The sequence below is a fragment of the Mesorhizobium kamtschaticum genome, assembly GCF_056174585.1.
Genome location: NZ_CM149691.1, coordinates 7,205,533 through 7,222,184, shown reverse-complemented (window position 1 = coordinate 7,222,184; position 16,652 = coordinate 7,205,533). Strand labels below are relative to the sequence as shown.

Genomic DNA, 16,652 nt, shown 5'->3' with positions numbered 1-16,652 from the left:
AAACGACGCTTCTTCTTCTTATTTGCGCGCCAGCAGCGCCTTGACCAGTTTTTCATCGACGGCGCCGGTTGCCGGCAGCTTGTTGTCGGTCTGGAAAGCGATGATCGCGTTCTTGGTCTTCTCGCCCATGACGCCATCGGCGCCGCCGGCATCATAGCCGTTCTTGTTGAGGATGAGCTGGATGTTCTTGACCGCCTTCTTCATGTCGATGCCGGCGGTCGTCTGCGGCGTGCCTTCCTGCCAGGATTCGGGAATGTCGGCCGAATTGGTCGCCGCATTGAGCGGCTTGGCCTTCCACAATTCGGTCGCGGCACGAGCCCGCTCGAGCTGCTCGGGCCGCAGCGCGTTGGCGATCTCGTCGCGCTTGGCGGCCGCATCCTTGTCGCCGGTCTTGGCGACGAGCGCGAACCATTTGTAGGATTCCTCGAGGTTCTGCTTCATGCCGACGCCCTTGGCGGCGAGGATGCCGAGATTGAACTGGCTGTCCTTGACGCCGAGGTCGGCGGCCTCCTGGAACCAGTGCGCGGCCGATTCATTGTCGGTCACGCCGTCGGCGGCCATGGCGAACAGCACGGCCAGATTGTGCATGGCGCTGGCGTTGCCCTGCTCGGCGGCGAGCTGGTACCAGGTCTTCGACTTCTTGATGTCGCGCGCGACGCCGATGCCCTTCTCATAGAAATTGCCGATGCGGTATTCGGCCGGCGCAAAGCCGAGTTCCGCCGATTTCTCGTACCATTTGGCGGCTGCCGCCATGTCTTCCTTGACGCCGCGCGACTCGGCGTAGCGCGAGCCGATCTCGAACAGCGCCTTGGCATCGCCACCGGCGGCGGCATCGCGCAGCGCGGCCGGGCCGGCATCGGCCGGAATGTCGAACTTGGCCGTGGCTGCTGTCGCAGGAGCATCCGTCGGCGCAACCGCACCGGTTGTGTCCTTGGCGGTGGCCTCGTTTGCCGCCGTTGGCGCGGCCACGGCCGGCTTGGCATCCGCATCCGTCGCTTGCGCACCGCTGGCGACAGCGGCCGGCTCTGAAGCCGTCGCATCCATCGGGGTCGTAGCAATGGGCACAGCTGGCGCCGGAGCGACCGAAGCCATCGCTTCAGTGCTCGGACCGGAAGAGGCGGCCGAAGCCGTGGGCCCTGCAACCGGCGCCGCATTCGCCATTGCATCCGTGTCCGACGGCATCACCACGGCGTTCTGCGCCACCATCTCGTCCTTGCTTGCCGGCACCGACGGTTCGGCCTGCCTGACGGCACGGGCCGGTGCGCTGTCCGTCGCTGCCGGCTGAGTTTCCGCCTTCGGCGGGCTAGCCGTGTCGACGGATGCCGTTTGCACCGGCTGTGCGGCAACGATTGGTGCCGCGTCGTTGCTGGCCACCTGGGCCGGATCCGAGAGAAACGCCTTGCCGAGCTGCAGGCCGGCAAGCGCCAGCATGATCGCCGCCGCCGCCATCAGGATCGGCTTGCGCCGCGCCTTGAGCAGGTCGCCGATCCTGAGCGCTTTCACCGGCCCTTTCACCGTCGACTGGCGCTTCAAGGCGTCGGCCTCCGCGGCGGCAGCCTGCGCCGCGCGCCGCGCGGCAGCGATGAAATCCGATTTCGCGGCGTCGCTTTCGCTGAGTTTGGCCGGCTGACCACGCTCGTCGCGCACCCGCTTCATGATCGCATTGAGGTCGGGTGCGCCCGAGCCGGGTTCCAGCGGTCGGTTGGCCACTTTCGGATCGAGCGGCTCGTCGAGATCGACACTCGGTATGTCGACGCTCGGCGCCGAGCCGGCCAGCGGCGGAACATCCGCCGCCTTCTTGCCCTTGAAGGCACGTGCCAGCCCGCCGAACATCGATTTGCGGCCTGCCGGCTGATCTTTCTCGGCGATGGTGTCCGAGCCGAGTGCGGCCATGGCAGCGGCAGCGGCGGCTTCCGCCGGCGAGCGCGTACCCAGGTCGCTACGCGTACCCAGGTCGCCACGCGTAGCCAGGTCGCTACGCGTACCAAGCTCACTGCGTGCGCCCTGTTCGTTGCGCATTATGGCGGCGACCCGGCCGTCGAGATCGGCCATGTCGCCGGTCAGCGGCATCGGCTCGTCGATATCCAGGGACGGCGCCTCGACAGCCATCTTGGCGGTCCGTGTACGGCGCTTGCCGACGGCCTCGTCCTGGCGCGTGTCCAACAGCTCGCTTACCGCCTCGGACGGTTCGCTGGTCTCCAGCGAACCCAGCCTGTCGACGATCTTGAGCAGTGTGTCGTGGATGGCTTCGAAAGTTCGCGAATTGCGCTCGTCGGAACGCCGCGTCAGCGTTTCCAGCGTCTTCAGGTCCTGGGCGAGCCCGGAAACTGCCGACGCGTTGGCGTTCGACCCAGCCAGCGAACGCACCGCGTTCTCCGCCGCCTCGCGTGCCGCGCCGAGGATGGAATCGCGGGTCCCGGCCAGTGTCTTCTCGATATCGTTGAGGCGCGGGCTGATGTCTTCGAATTCCGGCAGTGGCGTGCTCGGCCTGGAAAGATGGGCGGACAGGCCGGCGACCTGCGCCTCCAGGCTGCGGATCAGCGCCGGATCGATGCCGGCCACCTGGGCCGCCGATGCGTCGAGCCGGCTGGAAATGTCCTCAAGCCGGCTTTCCAGGCCGCGGATCGCCGCTTCGCCGGCAGGATCGGGAGCGCGCGTCTCCATGCGCGTGGCGAGAGCGGTGAAGCGGGCATCGATGGCTTCCATGATGCCGGCGCTGTCGACTTGCGGCGCGATGCGCTGGTCGAGCCGGTCGGCAACTTCGTCCAGGCGGCGCTCGAGATCGCGAAACAGCATGTTGCCCTGTTCGATGGCGTCGCCCTGGCGGCGTTCCATCATGCTGGACAGCACGTCGAAGCGCTGCTCAAGCCCCTGGAAGATATAGTCGGCATCAGGCATGGCCGGCGCCTGGTCGATCTTGTCGGCGATCAGGGTGATCTGCTTGGCCAGCCGTTCCATCGCCTGTTCGGGCAAATCGGCGCGGCCGGCGAGTTCGTCGACCCGGCTCGACAGCGTGCCCAGGCGATCCATGACCGCATTGCCGGGGTGGTCCTGCGCCACTTCCTCGATCTGCCGGGCGAGCGAGTCGATCCGCTTCTCGATGCGTTCAAAGGCTTCATGGTCGACCGAATTGGCCTGTGCCGCGACGGTCGACGCAACGATGGCGCGGGAAATCTCGTCCAGCCGCTCGTCGATCATGGCAAGCGTATCGCTGCCGCGATTGTCCTGCTGGCCCGCGAAGTGTTCGACGGCGCCGGCCAACGTACGGACCTTTTCCTCGAGCGAACGCAGCGACAGCGATTCCGGCAGATTGTTGACGGCGTTGCTGATCTGCTCCAGCCGGTCGGTCAGGGCCGCAAGGGCGGGATCGTCGGAACGTTTGCGCTGGTCGGCGTCGACGCGGTCCTCGAAAGCCGTCCAGCGGCGGTCGAAGTCGTCCCAACGACGGTCGACCTTCTGCACGCTCTCCTCGCGCGCCAGCGTGTCGAGCGCGGCCTTGACCTGCTCAAGCTCCAGCCGCAGCAGGTTGACGCTTCTGTCGTCGCTCTTCTCCGACAGCGTTTTGATGGCGCCGGAAAGCCGCTCGAATTCGACGCCGAGTTCGGCGCTGCCCTTGCCTGCCGCGCCGGGCTTGGCGTTCGCCTGGAAGGCGCGATCGATATCCTTGCGCAGCGCATCGAATTCGCGCTGCAGGCCTGCCGTCATCTGGTGGCGCAGCTCCTCGCGCATGCCGCGCAGTTCGCCGGCGATCTTGCCAACCATGGCGACGCTGTCTTCCTGGCCGCGTACGCGATCGATGTCGCGGGCGATGGCCTGGTAGTTCTGGTCGAAGGCGGGAGCCGGTGCTGGGTTCTGCGGGCGCGTCGCCGGCTGCGGATCCTCGTACCAGCGCTGCTGGGCGGTTGGCTGGGCGGCGGGATAACGCGGCTCCGCGGCGGGAGCGCGCGGATCGGTGGCTGGATAGCGCGGGTCGGCGCCGTATTGGCGTGGAGCCGGACGTGCGGTCACCTCCTCGCGCGTCTGCCCCAGTCGCTGTTCCAGCGTCTCCAGCGAGCGGTTCAGTTGCTCGAGCGTGGTTTGCGGCCTGCGCTGCCTGCCGGCGTTGAGTGTGTCGAGATAGGACCGCTTGCTGTTCATCGGTGCGTCCGTCTTTCAGATTGGCCGGCTTGCGACCAGCTCCCCAAGTCCCTGCCGGAACGAAGGCGACCGCGCTTCCATGCCACGGTGGAAGACAAGCTTCCCGGGGTTTCACCCGCGCTCCGAAAAACCGTGAAAAATTCGATACAGGATAAACACGGGTAGCCGACGCGCCCACATTTCCCCCAACGTGGTAAACAACGCGTTAACCAAGCTTAAGAAGTTGCAAGGAAGTTGGCTTCGCCGTCCGCGCTGCGGCATAAAGCACCTTCTCAGAACGCCCCTTGCGTCATGAGGCGGCTATCGGTATAGAATTGACGTAAACGTAAAAGGCGCATTTGAGTGTGCTGTTTGCGATTTTGTTTGTCGAAACCACGGCCGGAAGCACGCCCCCGCTTCCAGTCAGGCGACGCATGGTCCAGGACCGCGACGCCACCAGACGGGGAAAGCCAGTGACCATGAAGCTTATCTCGGCCGGCGAGACCGCGGCCAATACCAATAATGCATCTATCGAAGCCGGTGAGGATCTCGTCCGCATCGGCGAAATGGCCAAGAAATACGGCGTGACGCTGCGCACGCTGCGTTTCTACGAAGACAAGGGCCTGCTCAACCCGCAGCGCGACGGTTCGACCCGTCTCTACACGCGCCGCGACAAGGCACGGCTGAAGCTGATCCTGCTCGGCCGCAAGGTCGGGTTCTCGCTGCGCGACGTCAAGCAGATGATGGATCTCTACGATCCGACCGGTTCCAACACCAAGCAGCTGCGGCTGGCGCTGGACAAGTCGGAGAAGCAGCTTGCCCGCCTGCAGAAGCAGCGGGCGCTGATCGACGACGCCATCAACGAGCTCTCCGGCTCGATGTCGGCCGTGCGCCAGATGTTGACCGAGCGCACGGCGCCGCAGGCGAGCGTCGCGAGCTAAAACCGATCTGTCGATTTCTGACGATCAAAGCCGCGTGGCCATTGCCGCGCGGCTTTTCCTATTGATCAGGGCGAGCGCAGTGGGCCCTCGTTTCAGGACGATGCCTGCGCCTGCGAGGTGCTGATCCGCAAGCCGGCCGTGCCCGAAGCCTCAAGAAGCCCAAGCAAACTCCAGAATGCGTCGGGAGAGGCTGTTCCGAAGTCCACGCTCAGCGCCCTGGGCCGGATGGAAAGGGAATGGATGATGTTGCCGAGCTCGGCGCCCTCCACGTAACGCTCATCGTCGGGGTCGAACCAGTGCTGGAACCAGGCACCTATCTCGTCGAGTGGAGACGTCGCGAGCGTGTGATGGATCACGGCGTCATTCCATTGCAACTGCTCTATCAGGAGTTCGGCGCGACCAAGCCGACCCGATATCGGCTCGAACGTGATGAAATCCGGCTGAAGCTCCGCAGGTTCGACCTTTCCGTCATTCTTGATAAAGTCGACGCAACACAGCCCCCGAAAGAGCCCGCTGTCCTCACCGATCTGGAATTTTACTTCCGCTGACCCCTGAACGCAGTTCTGCCGTTGCGTTTCGACGAACATCCGGAACTGATCCAAATAGTGGCTCTGGATGCTGATTATGAATGCGGCAGGGTTCATTCCGTGAAATTGCCTCGTTGCGAACGGGCGGACAAGCGGCCTCTGCAAAATTCCGATCGGATCAGAAGCTGTCAAAATTTTTTCCGACACAAAAAATTGACGTTTACGCAAACGTCAATATTTGCTATTGCGGCTTCGACATTGGCCCGCTTGCCGCGCACGGCTTGATTTCGGGGCCTAATCCGCATGGTGGAGGAAAAGCATGCCGATCTACAGGGCCCCGGTCCAGGACACGCTGTTCGTGCTCAACGAGGTGCTGGGCTATCAGCGCTATTCGAACCTTCCCGGATTTGCCGACGCCACGCCCGACGTGCTGGAAGCGATCCTCGCCGAAGGCGCCAAGCTCGCCGAAAACGTCATGCATCCTTTGAACCGTGTCGGCGACATGGAAGGCTGCGTGCGCCATGAGGACGGCTCGGTGACGACGCCCAAGGGCTTCAAGGAAGCCTTCGACCAGTATCGCGAGGGCGGCTGGATGGGGCTTGCAGCACCCGTCGAGTTCGGCGGCCAGGGCCTGCCCTATGCCGTGCACACCGCCGTCGCCGAATACATGGTGTCGGCCAACATGTCGCTGATGATGTATCCGGGCCTGACGCAGGGCGCGATCGCGGCGATCATCACCCACGGCACTGACGAGCAGAAGGCCAAATGGCTGCCGAAGATGGTCGAGGGTTCCTGGACCGGCACCATGAACCTGACCGAGCCGCATTGCGGCACCGATCTCGGCCTGCTGCGTACCAAGGCGGTGCCGAACGGCGACGGCACCTACAGGATTTCAGGCCAGAAGATCTTCATCTCGGCTGGCGAGCACGACATGGCGGACAACATCGTCCATCTGGTGCTGGCCCGCATCGAGGGCGCGCCGGAAGGCGTCAAGGGTATCTCGCTGTTCATCGTGCCGAAGCTCAAGCTCGATGCATCGGGCAATCCTGGGACAAGAAACACGCTCTCCTGCGGCTCGATCGAGGAGAAGATGGGCATCCACGGCAATTCGACCTGCGTTATGAATTATGACGAGGCCGAAGGTACGCTGCTCGGCGAGGCCAATGGTGGCCTCAAGGCGATGTTCACGATGATGAACGAGGCGCGGCTCGGCGTCGGCCTGCAGGGGCTTTCTCTGTCGGAGATCGCCTACCAGAACGCCGTCGCCTACGCCAAGGACCGCTTGCAGGGCCGTTCGCTGTCGGGCGCCAAGGCGCCGGACAAGAAGGCCGATCCGATCATCGTCCATCCCGATATCCGCCGTTCGCTGATGACCATGAAGGCCTTCAACGAGGCCGGCCGCGCGCTGGCGCTGTGGACGGCGATCAAGTCCGACATTGCCCACCGCTCCGCCGACGACAAGGACCGTCAGGCGGCCGACGACTACACCGGGCTGATGACGCCGGTGGTCAAGGGCGTACTGACCGACAAGGGCTTCGACCATGCCGTGATGGCGCAGCAGGTGTTCGGCGGTCACGGCTACATCGAAGAGCACGGCATGAGCCAGTTCGTGCGCGATGCCCGCATCGCCATGATCTATGAAGGCGCCAACGGCATCCAAGCGCTCGACCTCGTCGGCCGCAAGCTCGGTCTGAATGGCGGCCGCGCCATCCAGGCCTTCTTCAAGGAGGTCGGCGAATTGTGCGAGGAAAACCGCGCCGACGAAAAGATGGCGCCCTTCACCAAGGGGTTGAAGAAGGGCCTCAACGATCTGCAGGCGGCGACCATGTGGCTGGTGCAGAACGGCATGGCCAAGCCCGACAATGCCGGTGCCGCATCGACCGACTACATGCATCTCTTCGGCCTTGTGGCGCTGGGCTACATGTGGGCGCAGATGGCCAAGGCGGCGCAGGGCAAGACCGGCGCCAACGGCTCCCAGTCCTTCTATGACAACAAGGTGGTGACGGCGCGCTTCTTCATGGAGCGGATCATGCCGGAGACCTCGGCGCACCTCGCCCGTATTTCGAGTGGTGCGGACACGCTAATGGCGCTGCCTGCTGAAGCGTTCTAGGTTCGGCGGGCCGGCAGCGCCGGCCCACAATGTCGGAACGCGGAGGAAATCGTGGCGACAAATCCAGCCGAAGTGCTCTCTTTGCCGAAGCCCGCCTGGGCGGCGGACGAGGTCGGCATGCTCTACGACATGGCAACCCGCTTCATGTCGGAGGAGATCGCGCCGCGCTACGACGAGTTCGAGAAGAACGAGATGGTCGACCGCGAAAGCTGGCTGAAGGCAGGTGCCGCCGGCCTGCTCTGCGCTTCGATGCCGGAGGAATATGGCGGCTCGGGCGGCACCTTCGCGCATGAGAGCGCCATCATCGAAGCCATTGGCCATGTCGGTGTCGACGGTTTTGGCATCGGTCTGCACAATTCGATCGTCGCACCTTACGTCCTCCACTACGGCTCCGAGGAACAGAAGAAGAAGTGGCTGCCGAAGCTCGCCACCGGCGAGCTGATCGGCGCCATCGCCATGACCGAGCCGGGTGCCGGCTCCGACCTGCAGGGCGTCAAGACGCGGGCGCAGAAGGATGGCAACCAGTACAAGATCAACGGCTCCAAGACCTTCATCACCAACGGCCAGCTGGCGAATCTCATCATCGTCGTCACCAAGACCGATCCGGAAAAGGGCGCCAAGGGCACCTCGCTGATCGTCGTCGAGACCGACGAGGTTGAGGGTTTCGAGCGCGGCCGCAACCTCGACAAGATCGGCTTGAAGGCCAATGACACCTCGGAACTGTTCTTCAACGACGTGCGCGTGCCGACCTCCAACCTGCTCGGCCACGAAGAAGGGCAGGGCTTCATCCAGCTGATGCAGCAACTGCCGCAGGAGCGGCTGCAGATCGGCACCGGGGCGATCGCCATGATCGAGCGGGCGCTGGCGCTGACCATCGACTACGTCAAGGAACGCAAGGCGTTCGGCAAGGCGATCATCGATTTCCAGAACACCCAGTTCAAGCTGGCCGAGCTGAAGACAGAGGCCACCATCGGCCGCGTCTTCTACAATGATTGCGTCACTCGCCACATCAATGGCGGCCTCGATCCGGTGACGGCGTCGATGGCGAAATACTGGCTCAGCGACCTGCAGGGAAAGGTCGTCGACGAGTGCCTTCAATTGCATGGCGGCTATGGCTACATGAATGAATATCCGATCGCCCGCATGTTCCGCGACGCTCGCGTCCAGCGCATCTACGGCGGCACCAACGAGATCATGAAATTGCTGATCGGACGCTCGCTTTGAGCTGCGTTCGATAAACCCAAGGAGCAAGAAAATGGCTGACGCTTATGTCTACGACGCCGTGCGCACACCGCGCGGCAAGGGCAAGAAAGACGGATCGCTGCACGAAGTGCCGGCGGTACGGCTTGCCGCCAAGACGCTCGAGGCGCTGCGCGACCGCAATGGGCTGGATACTGGCACTGTCGACGACATCATCTTCGGCTGCGTCGATCCGGTCGGCGAAGCCGGTTCGGTGATCCCTCGCGCCGCCGCCTTCGAGGCCGGCTACGACACCAAGGCGCCCGGCATGCAGATCTCGCGCTTCTGCGCCTCCGGTCTCGACGCCATCAATCTCGGCGCCGCCAAGATCGCGCAGGGCGCTGATGAGATCGTCATCGCCGGTGGCGTCGAATCCATGTCGCGCGTCGGCATGGGCGCCTCCGGCGGCGCCTGGTTCATGGATCCTTCGGTCGGCCTGCCCGGCTGGTTCGTGCCGCAAGGCATCTCGGCGGACCTGATCGCCACCAAATACGGTTTCTCCCGTGACGATGTCGACGCCTACGCGGTCGAGAGCCAGAAGCGCGCCGCCAAGTCGTGGGCCGATGGCCGCTTCAAGAAGTCGGTCATTCCGATCAAGGATCAGAATGGGCTGACCATTCTCGATCATGACGAGCACATGCGGCCGTCGACCGACATGCAGTCGCTAGCCTCGCTCAACCCGTCCTTCATCATGCCTGGCGAAATGGGCGGCTTCGATGCCGTCGCGGTGCAGAAGCACCCCGAGGTGGAAGAGGTCAACCACGTTCACCACGCCGGCAATTCGTCCGGCATCGTCGATGGCGCCGCGGCCGTGCTGCTCGGCTCGAAAAAGGCCGGCAAGGCGATGGGCCTCAAGCCGCGCGCGCGCATCCGTACCTTCGCCAATATCGGCTCCGAGCCGGTGCTGATGTTGACCGGTCCGGTCGACGTCACCGAGAAGCTCCTGAAGCGCGCCAAGATGAAGCTGTCGGACATCGACCTGTTCGAGCTCAACGAGGCCTTCGCCTCGGTGGTGCTGCGCTACATGCAAGCCTTCGACATCGATCACGACAAGATCAACGTCAATGGCGGCGCCATTGCCATGGGCCATCCGCTCGGCGCCACCGGCGCGATGATCTTCGGCACGGTGCTGGACGAACTTGAGCGCCGCGACCTCAACACCGCGCTGGTCACGCTCTGCATCGGCGCCGGCATGGGCACCGCAACGATCATCGAACGCGTCTGACGGGGAGAGAAACCATGAGCTACACCAATTTCACCCTCGACACCGACGCCGACGGCATTGCGCTGGTCACCTGGAACATGCCCGACCGCTCGATGAACGTCTTCACCGAAGAGGTGATGAACGAACTCGACAAGATCATCGACCAGGTGGTGGCCGACGCCAGCATCAAGGGTGCGGTGATCACCTCGGGCAAGGACAGCTTCTCCGGTGGCGCCGATCTCACCATGCTGCAGAAGATGCTGGCGGTCTTTGCCAAGGAGAAAGGCAAGGACCCGGAGAAGGCGGCAAAGCTGCTGTTCGACAATGCCGGCCGCATGGGTGGCCTGTGGCGCAAGCTCGAAACATCGGGCAAGCCCTGGGTGTCGGCGATCAACGGCACCTGCATGGGTGGTGCTTTTGAATTGTCGCTGGCCTGCCATGGTCGTGTGGCCGCTGATTCAGACAAGGTCAAGATGGCCTTGCCGGAAGTCAAGGTCGGCATCTTCCCCGGCGCCGGCGGCACCCAGCGCGTGCCGCGGCTGACCGACCAGCAGCAGGCGCTGCAGATGCTGACCTCGGGCCAGAATCTGTCGCCGCAGAAGGCGAAGGCCATGGGCCTTATCCACGAGATTGCTGAACCAGCCAAGCTGATCGAGACCGCCAAGGCGATGATCAGGAACGGTCTGAAAGCCGTCCAGCCCTGGGACGAGAAGGGCTTCAAGCTGCCTGGCGGCCAGATCTATACGCCTGCCGGCTTCAATCTGTGGCCGCCGGCCATCGCCATCCTGCGTCGCGAGACCTATGGCAACTATCCGGCCGCCGCCGCGATCCTGAAATGTGTCTATGAAGGCCTGCTGGTGCCGTTCGATACCGGCCTCAGGATCGAGCAGCGCTATTTCACCGAGATCATGCAGACCAAGGAAGCGGCGGCGATGATCCGCTCGCTGTTCGTATCGCTGCAGGAGCTGAACAAGGGCGCCCGCCGTCCGGCCGGCGTGCCGGAAACCAAGTTCAAGAAGATCGGCATTCTTGGCGCCGGCTTCATGGGTGCCGGCATAGCCTATGTCACGGCCAAGGCCGGTATCCTGGTGGTTCTGCTTGACCGCGATATCGAGTCCGCCACAAAGGGCAAGGCGCATTCCGACAGCCTGGTCTCGGATCAGGTCAAGAAGGGCCGCGCCAAGCCAGAGGAGCGGGACAAGCTCCTGTCGCTGATCACGCCGACGGCAGACTATGGTGACCTTGCCGGCTGCGACCTCGTCGTCGAGGCGGTGTTTGAGGATTCGGCCGTCAAGAAGGCCGCCACCGAGCAGGCTGAAGCCGTGCTGAAGTCGTCGGCGATCTTTGCGTCGAACACCTCAACCATCCCGATCACCGGCCTGGCCAAGAATTCGACGCGGCCGAAGAACTTCATCGGTATCCACTTCTTCTCGCCGGTCGACAAGATGATGCTGGTCGAGATCATCCTTGGCAAGAAGACGGGCGACAAAGCGCTGGCGACCGCAATCGACTTCGTCCGCGCCATCAAGAAGACGCCGATCGTCGTCAACGACACGCGCGGCTTCTACGTCAACCGCTGCGTGCTGCGCTACATGTCGGAAGCCTACAAGATGCTGATCGAGGGTGTCCCGGCGCCGATGATCGAGAATGCGGCCAAGGCCGCCGGCATGCCGGTCGGTCCGCTGGCGCTCACCGACGAGACGGCCATCGACCTTGCCCAGAAGATCATGAAGCAGACCATCAAAGACCTCGGCGACAAGGCCGTCGACCCCAAACAGATGGCGCTGATCAACACCATGGTCGACGACCATGGCCGCTTCGGCCGCAAGAACGGCAAGGGCTTTTATGACTATCCGGCCAAGCCGGCCAAGAAGAAGCTGTGGCCGGGGTTGAAGGACCTCTATCCGCAGCTCGCGGCCGAGAAGGTTGATTATGAGGAACTGCAGCAGCGCCTGCTGGTCACCATCGCGCTGGAAGCGGCCCGCGTGATGGAGGAAGGCATCGTTACCGACCCGCGCGAGGCCGATGTCGGCTCGATCCTGGCGTTCGGCTTCGCGCCCTACACTGGCGGCGCGCTGTCCTATATCGACGGCATCGGTGCCAAGCGCTTCGTCAAGATCGCCAAGGATCTGCAGAAGAAGTACGGCGCCGAGTTCAAGGCGCCCAGGCTGCTGCTCGACATGGCCGAGAAGGGCGAAACCTTCTACCAGCGCTTCGACCCCTACGCGAAGGGCGACGTGAAGCAGGCCGCCTGACGCAAGGTTATGTATGTCTGGGCGCGCATGGCGCGCATGCTGGCCACGGCGCGAAGCCGTGGCCCCTATATGATGGGCGGTGAAAGCCGGCTGGCCTTTCGCTGCCTGCCGACCGACATCGATTTCAACATCCATCTCAACAATGCGCGCTACATGATGTTGGCCGACCTCGGCCGCATCGACCTGTTCGTCCGCGCCGGCCTGATCACGCTGGCGCGGAAGAACGGCTGGGCGCCGATGATGGGCGGGCTGCAGGCGGTCTATGCGCGTGAGATCAGGCTGTGGCGCCGCTTCGAAGTGGTGTCCTCGATCGAAACCTGGGAAGGCAGCCAGGTCATCGGCAAGCACCGCTTCGTCCTCGACAATGGCGAGACGGCCGCTTTGATCCTGACGACGGCCGGCGTCTACGACCGCAAGGCGCGCCGCTTCCTCGATATCGATGAGGTGGTCATGGCTCTCGGCCGCTCAGTCCGGCCGCGTCCGCCGACCGAGGCCGAGCGGTTGTTCATGGAATCGCACCAGGCCTTGCGCCGCCAGGCCAAAGGACCCGCCTGATCAACCTTTCCGGAGCACGGGTCGCCGCCGCTTCCTCATATGGCTCGCCAATGTTAAGTTAGAAATTGCTAATGTAATGTAGTGGAGGGATTTTCGTCATGCGCATGATGCTGAGAGTTTCCATTCCGACCGAAGAAGGCAACAAGGCGATCAAGAATGGCAGCATGGATAAGTTCATCGAGCACACCCTGTCCGATCTCAAGCCGGAGGCGGCCTATTTCACCGCCGAAAACGGTCGCCGCACGGCGTATCTGTTTGTCGAAATGAAGGACAGTTCGGATATGCCCTATTTTGGTGAGCGGTTCTTCTTCGCCTTCAATGCCAGCGTCGACGGCATCCCGGTGATGAACGTCGAAGAGCTCAAGCTGGGCTTGCCGAGGGCGATGGCAGCGATGGGCAAATAGCCTCGTCTCCGGCCATTGATGTCCAGCGCTGAAGCGCGCCCTGGGGCGCGCTGCGCTGTCCTTGCGGCACAGTTTTGTTCATGATCCGCCGGCTGCGCGATGGACATCCCGGCGGTTGCGGGTTAGACAGGAAAGGCATTTTTTCCTGTCTCGAAGGAGAGCGTGACATGCTCTCGCACGACCGCGTCTGGGCCGCCATCGATGCTCTTGCCGAGCGTTATTCGCTTTCGGCGTCAGGTCTGGCAAGGCGCGCGGGGCTCGATTCGACCGCATTCAACAAATCGAAACGCCTGTCCTCGGACGGGCGGCCGCGCTGGCCTTCGACCGAATCGCTGGCCAAGATCATCGAGGCCACGGGTGCGTCACTCGACGAATTCACCGGGCTGATCGAAGGCCGCATGGGCGCCGCACCCGCCCAAAGGCGATCTGTGCCACTGCTTGGCTTTGCCCAGGCCGGCGCTGGCGGCTTTTTCGACGATGCCGGCTTTCCGGCGGGGCAGGGTTGGGATCTGGTCGAACTGCCGGCGCAATCGACCGAGAGTTCCTATGCGCTGCAGGTACAAGGCGATTCCATGCTGCCGCTCTATCGCAATGGCGACGTCCTCATCGTCGAGCCCGGCGCGGTCACCCGCAAGGGCGATCGCGTCGTCGTCAAGACCACGTCAGGCGAAGTGATGGCAAAGGTGCTCGAGCGCCAGACCGTCAAGTCGATCGCGCTGGTCTCGCTCAACCCCGATCATCCCGACCGTGACATCGCCATGCGCGATGTCGAATGGGTTGCGCGGATTGTCTGGGCAAGCCAGTAGATGAGGCTTCTTCATCTTGTCCTGGCGGTTTTGATGATCCCGGCGATGGCGGCTTTGGTCGTCGCCGGCGGCCGCACGCTGAAAGGAAGCGAAAGCACTGTTGCGGTGGATCAGATCGATCCCGGCGCGGACACGATCTCACAGGCAGGCGCCGATGCCGAGCCTGACGAGCCGGCCACGTCAGCCATTCCCGCGCCGGCCGCTGCGCAGCCAAAGCCGGCGGTGCATTCGCGGGCGATCGATCCGGATGTCGTCGCGCCGCCGGAACTGCCTGCCGGGGAGCTCGAGCGGGTCGAACCGCGTGAGCCATTGAGCAAGCTGGCGCTGGCCATGCCGCCCAAGCCGAAGATGCCCGACGACTGGAATGGTACGAAGCTGTTCCAGCCGGTCGCGACGGCTGCCGGCCTGATCGAGGCGAAAGGCTATTCGGTCGCGGTTTCCGGCATCGATGTCGTCGGGCAGGACGAGACCTGCACCACAGACGGCAAAGCCTGGCCGTGCGGCATCCGTGCGCGCACGGCGTTCCGTGCCTTCCTGCGTGGCCGCGCGGTGGTCTGCACGGTGCCGCCCGAAGGCGGACGCGATCGGATCGCTGCGGAATGCCGGATCGGCAAGCAGGATGTCGGTCAATGGCTGGTCGACAATGGCTGGGCGCGGGCCGCCAAGGGTGGGCCCTATGTCGAGGCCGGCGAAAAGGCACAAAGCGCCAAGAAGGGCATTTTCGGATCGGCGCCGAACCTTGCCGGCATCTCGGCGATGCCGGCTGCGCCCGCCCCGGCGCCTGAGGCGCCGGGCTCGATCCTGGAAGAGGTCGACGGCGCCCTCAAACCAGCTGACCAGCCAGCGCCTGCTGAATGAGTGCGCGGGTCTCGGCGACGCCGTAGAGCGCGGCGAACGAGCCGAAGCGCGGGCCGCGCTCCTGGCCGATGAGCACCTGGTAGATCATCTGGAAGAAGGCGCCCGAAACGCCCGGGCCGCCTTCCGGGCTCTGCTTGGAATGATCCTGATAGCGTTCGATCTTGCGCGCCACGTTGAGCGAAGCGTTCTGGATCGCTTCGCCGCCGGCGTCCGCCGGCAGCGAGCCAAGTGCTGCGTCCAGGGCCTCGAGCGCCTCGCGCTCGACCGCGTCGGCCGGGCGGAAGGTTTTCGTCGGCCGCACGAAATCGTCGAAATAGCGGATCGCATGGCCGACCAGCTGGTCGAGCTCCGGGTGGGTCTCTGGCGTCACATTAGTTGCGGGGCGCGAGATGAAGCCCCACAGCACGTCTTTGTTCTGCGCATTGGAGGCGCTGACCAGGTTGAGCAGCAACGAGAACGGCACCGGCATGTCGATGGCGGGCGGGTTGCCGTCATGCATATGCCAGACCGGATTGCCCAGCCGCTCCTTCCAGTCCTGCCGCGGATAAGCTGCGAGGAAGGTGTAATATTCGTCCACCGCCCTCGGAATGACGTCGAAATAGAGCTTCTTGGCCTGCCGCGGCCGCTGGTACATGTAGAGCCCGAGGCTTTCGGTTGGCGCATAGGTCAGCCACTCGTCGATGGTCAGGCCGTTGCCCTTCGACTTCGAGATCTTCTGGCCGTTTTCGTCGAGGAACAGCTCATAGACGAAATGCTCCGGCGCGCGTCCGCCCAGAATGTTGCAGATGCGGTCATAGACCACCGCATTGGTCTGGTGGTCCTTGCCGAACATTTCGAAATCGACGCCAAGCGCCGCCCAGCGCATGCCGAAATCCGGCTTCCACTGCAGCTTCACCCGGCCGCCGGTGATCGAAAGCGTGGTCTCGGTGCCTTCGTCGTCGAAGGTGATGGTGCCGGCCTTGGCGTCGACATGCTTCATCGGCACGTAAAGCACGCGGCCGCTCTTCGGGGAAATCGGCAGGAACGGGCTGTAGGTCGCCTGCCGCTCCGGTCCGAGCGTCGGCAGCATCACCGCCATGATCTTGTCATAGCGTTCGGCGGCGCGCAGCAGCATCGCGTCGAAGCGGCCTGACTTGTAGTACTGCGTCGCGCTGGCGAATTCGTAGTCGAAGCCGAACGTGTCGAGGAAGCGGCAGAGCATCGCGTTGTTGTGGTCGGCGAAGCTCGCATAGTCGCCGCCGAACGGATTGGGCACCGAAGACAGCGGCTTGTGCAGATGCGGCTCCAGTGCTGCGCGATCCGGGACACTGTCGGGGATCTTGCGCATGCCGTCCATGTCGTCGGAAAAGCAGAGCAGCTTGGTCGCGACCTTGTCCTGTGTCAGCACGCGGAACGCATGGCGCACCATCGAGGTGCGCGCCACCTCGCCGAACGTGCCGATATGCGGCAGGCCGGACGGACCGTAGCCGGTCTCGAACAGGATGGTTTCGGGAAAGTCAGCGCCCTTGTAGCGCTCGATGATCTTTTTGGCTTCCTCGAACGGCCACGCCTTGCTCTCGGTCGCGGCCGCCAGCAGTTCGGGGTTGAGATCGATGATGTTTGATCCCGCCATGGTCCTGTTTTCCAATTATTCGCCG

At 63.7% G+C, this 16,652-nt stretch carries 12 protein-coding genes; 9 read left to right on the top strand and 3 right to left on the bottom strand.

Going from position 1 to position 16,652, the window contains the following annotated elements; genetic code table 11:
- Positions 1–18 precede the first annotated feature (18 nt).
- Entirely contained in the window at positions 19–4,137 is a 4,119-nt protein-coding gene (locus AC0V7N_RS35460; protein ID WP_475453571.1) for a peptidoglycan-binding protein, read from the bottom strand.
- A gap of 458 nt (positions 4,138–4,595) precedes the next feature.
- On the opposite strand from AC0V7N_RS35460, the gene AC0V7N_RS35455 reads away from it, so the two are divergent.
- Positions 4,596–5,057, top strand: coding sequence for a MerR family transcriptional regulator (locus tag AC0V7N_RS35455; protein ID WP_172234990.1), 462 nt, complete (start codon positions 4,596–4,598; stop codon positions 5,055–5,057).
- A 92-nt stretch (positions 5,058–5,149) separates the two neighbouring features.
- Here AC0V7N_RS35455 and AC0V7N_RS35450 read toward each other — a convergent pair whose 3' ends face one another.
- Positions 5,150–5,701: a hypothetical protein gene (locus tag AC0V7N_RS35450; protein ID WP_496627631.1), complete on the bottom strand. Its 552-nt coding sequence runs from the start codon at positions 5,699–5,701 to the stop codon at positions 5,150–5,152.
- Positions 5,702–5,903: 202 nt separating this feature from the next.
- On the opposite strand from AC0V7N_RS35450, the gene AC0V7N_RS35445 reads away from it, so the two are divergent.
- The 8 genes from AC0V7N_RS35445 to AC0V7N_RS35410 all read left to right on the top strand — a co-directional run bounded on the left by AC0V7N_RS35445 (position 5,904) and on the right by AC0V7N_RS35410 (position 15,015).
- Complete coding sequence (locus AC0V7N_RS35445; protein WP_496627630.1) at positions 5,904–7,694, top strand: acyl-CoA dehydrogenase C-terminal domain-containing protein; 1,791 nt, start codon at positions 5,904–5,906, stop codon at positions 7,692–7,694.
- A 51-nt stretch (positions 7,695–7,745) separates the two neighbouring features.
- Positions 7,746–8,918: an acyl-CoA dehydrogenase family protein gene (locus AC0V7N_RS35440; protein ID WP_475453565.1), complete on the top strand. Its 1,173-nt coding sequence runs from the start codon at positions 7,746–7,748 to the stop codon at positions 8,916–8,918.
- Positions 8,919–8,949: 31 nt separating this feature from the next.
- Positions 8,950–10,158, top strand: a complete 1,209-nt coding sequence (locus AC0V7N_RS35435; RefSeq protein ID WP_475453563.1) for an acetyl-CoA C-acetyltransferase — start codon at positions 8,950–8,952, stop codon at positions 10,156–10,158.
- Positions 10,159–10,172: 14 nt separating this feature from the next.
- Positions 10,173–12,392: a 3-hydroxyacyl-CoA dehydrogenase NAD-binding domain-containing protein gene (locus tag AC0V7N_RS35430; protein WP_475453562.1), complete on the top strand. Its 2,220-nt coding sequence runs from the start codon at positions 10,173–10,175 to the stop codon at positions 12,390–12,392.
- A 9-nt stretch (positions 12,393–12,401) separates the two neighbouring features.
- Positions 12,402–12,947, top strand: coding sequence for a thioesterase family protein (locus tag AC0V7N_RS35425; RefSeq protein WP_475453560.1), 546 nt, complete (start codon positions 12,402–12,404; stop codon positions 12,945–12,947).
- Between the two features lie 98 nt (positions 12,948–13,045).
- Positions 13,046–13,351: a hypothetical protein gene (locus AC0V7N_RS35420; RefSeq protein ID WP_475453558.1), complete on the top strand. Its 306-nt coding sequence runs from the start codon at positions 13,046–13,048 to the stop codon at positions 13,349–13,351.
- Positions 13,352–13,518: 167 nt separating this feature from the next.
- Positions 13,519–14,157 carry a S24 family peptidase gene (locus AC0V7N_RS35415; protein WP_475453556.1) on the top strand — a complete coding sequence of 213 codons (639 nt, stop codon included), beginning with the start codon at positions 13,519–13,521 and terminating at the stop codon, positions 14,155–14,157.
- Complete coding sequence (locus AC0V7N_RS35410; protein WP_475453554.1) at positions 14,158–15,015, top strand: thermonuclease family protein; 858 nt, start codon at positions 14,158–14,160, stop codon at positions 15,013–15,015.
- On the opposite strand, the gene AC0V7N_RS35405 is transcribed toward AC0V7N_RS35410, so the two are convergent.
- Positions 14,981–16,627, bottom strand: coding sequence for a lysine--tRNA ligase (locus tag AC0V7N_RS35405; protein ID WP_475453552.1), 1,647 nt, complete (start codon positions 16,625–16,627; stop codon positions 14,981–14,983). The two genes, AC0V7N_RS35410 and AC0V7N_RS35405, sit on opposite strands and share 35 nt — an antisense overlap.
- Positions 16,628–16,652: the final 25 nt, after the last annotated feature.

Bases quoted from the DNA above. Each gene is read 5' to 3' on its own strand.
- AC0V7N_RS35460 (WP_475453571.1), bottom strand. From the start codon at position 4,137: ATGAACAGCAAGCGGTCCTATCTCGACACACTCAACGCCGGCAGGCAG.
- AC0V7N_RS35455 (WP_172234990.1), top strand. From the start codon at position 4,596: ATGAAGCTTATCTCGGCCGGCGAGACCGCGGCCAATACCAATAATGCA.
- AC0V7N_RS35450 (WP_496627631.1), bottom strand. From the start codon at position 5,701: ATGAACCCTGCCGCATTCATAATCAGCATCCAGAGCCACTATTTGGAT.
- AC0V7N_RS35445 (WP_496627630.1), top strand. From the start codon at position 5,904: ATGCCGATCTACAGGGCCCCGGTCCAGGACACGCTGTTCGTGCTCAAC.
- AC0V7N_RS35435 (WP_475453563.1), top strand. From the start codon at position 8,950: ATGGCTGACGCTTATGTCTACGACGCCGTGCGCACACCGCGCGGCAAG.
- AC0V7N_RS35430 (WP_475453562.1), top strand. From the start codon at position 10,173: ATGAGCTACACCAATTTCACCCTCGACACCGACGCCGACGGCATTGCG.
- AC0V7N_RS35425 (WP_475453560.1), top strand. From the start codon at position 12,402: ATGTATGTCTGGGCGCGCATGGCGCGCATGCTGGCCACGGCGCGAAGC.
- AC0V7N_RS35420 (WP_475453558.1), top strand. From the start codon at position 13,046: ATGCGCATGATGCTGAGAGTTTCCATTCCGACCGAAGAAGGCAACAAG.
- AC0V7N_RS35415 (WP_475453556.1), top strand. From the start codon at position 13,519: ATGCTCTCGCACGACCGCGTCTGGGCCGCCATCGATGCTCTTGCCGAG.
- AC0V7N_RS35410 (WP_475453554.1), top strand. From the start codon at position 14,158: ATGAGGCTTCTTCATCTTGTCCTGGCGGTTTTGATGATCCCGGCGATG.
- AC0V7N_RS35405 (WP_475453552.1), bottom strand. From the start codon at position 16,627: ATGGCGGGATCAAACATCATCGATCTCAACCCCGAACTGCTGGCGGCC.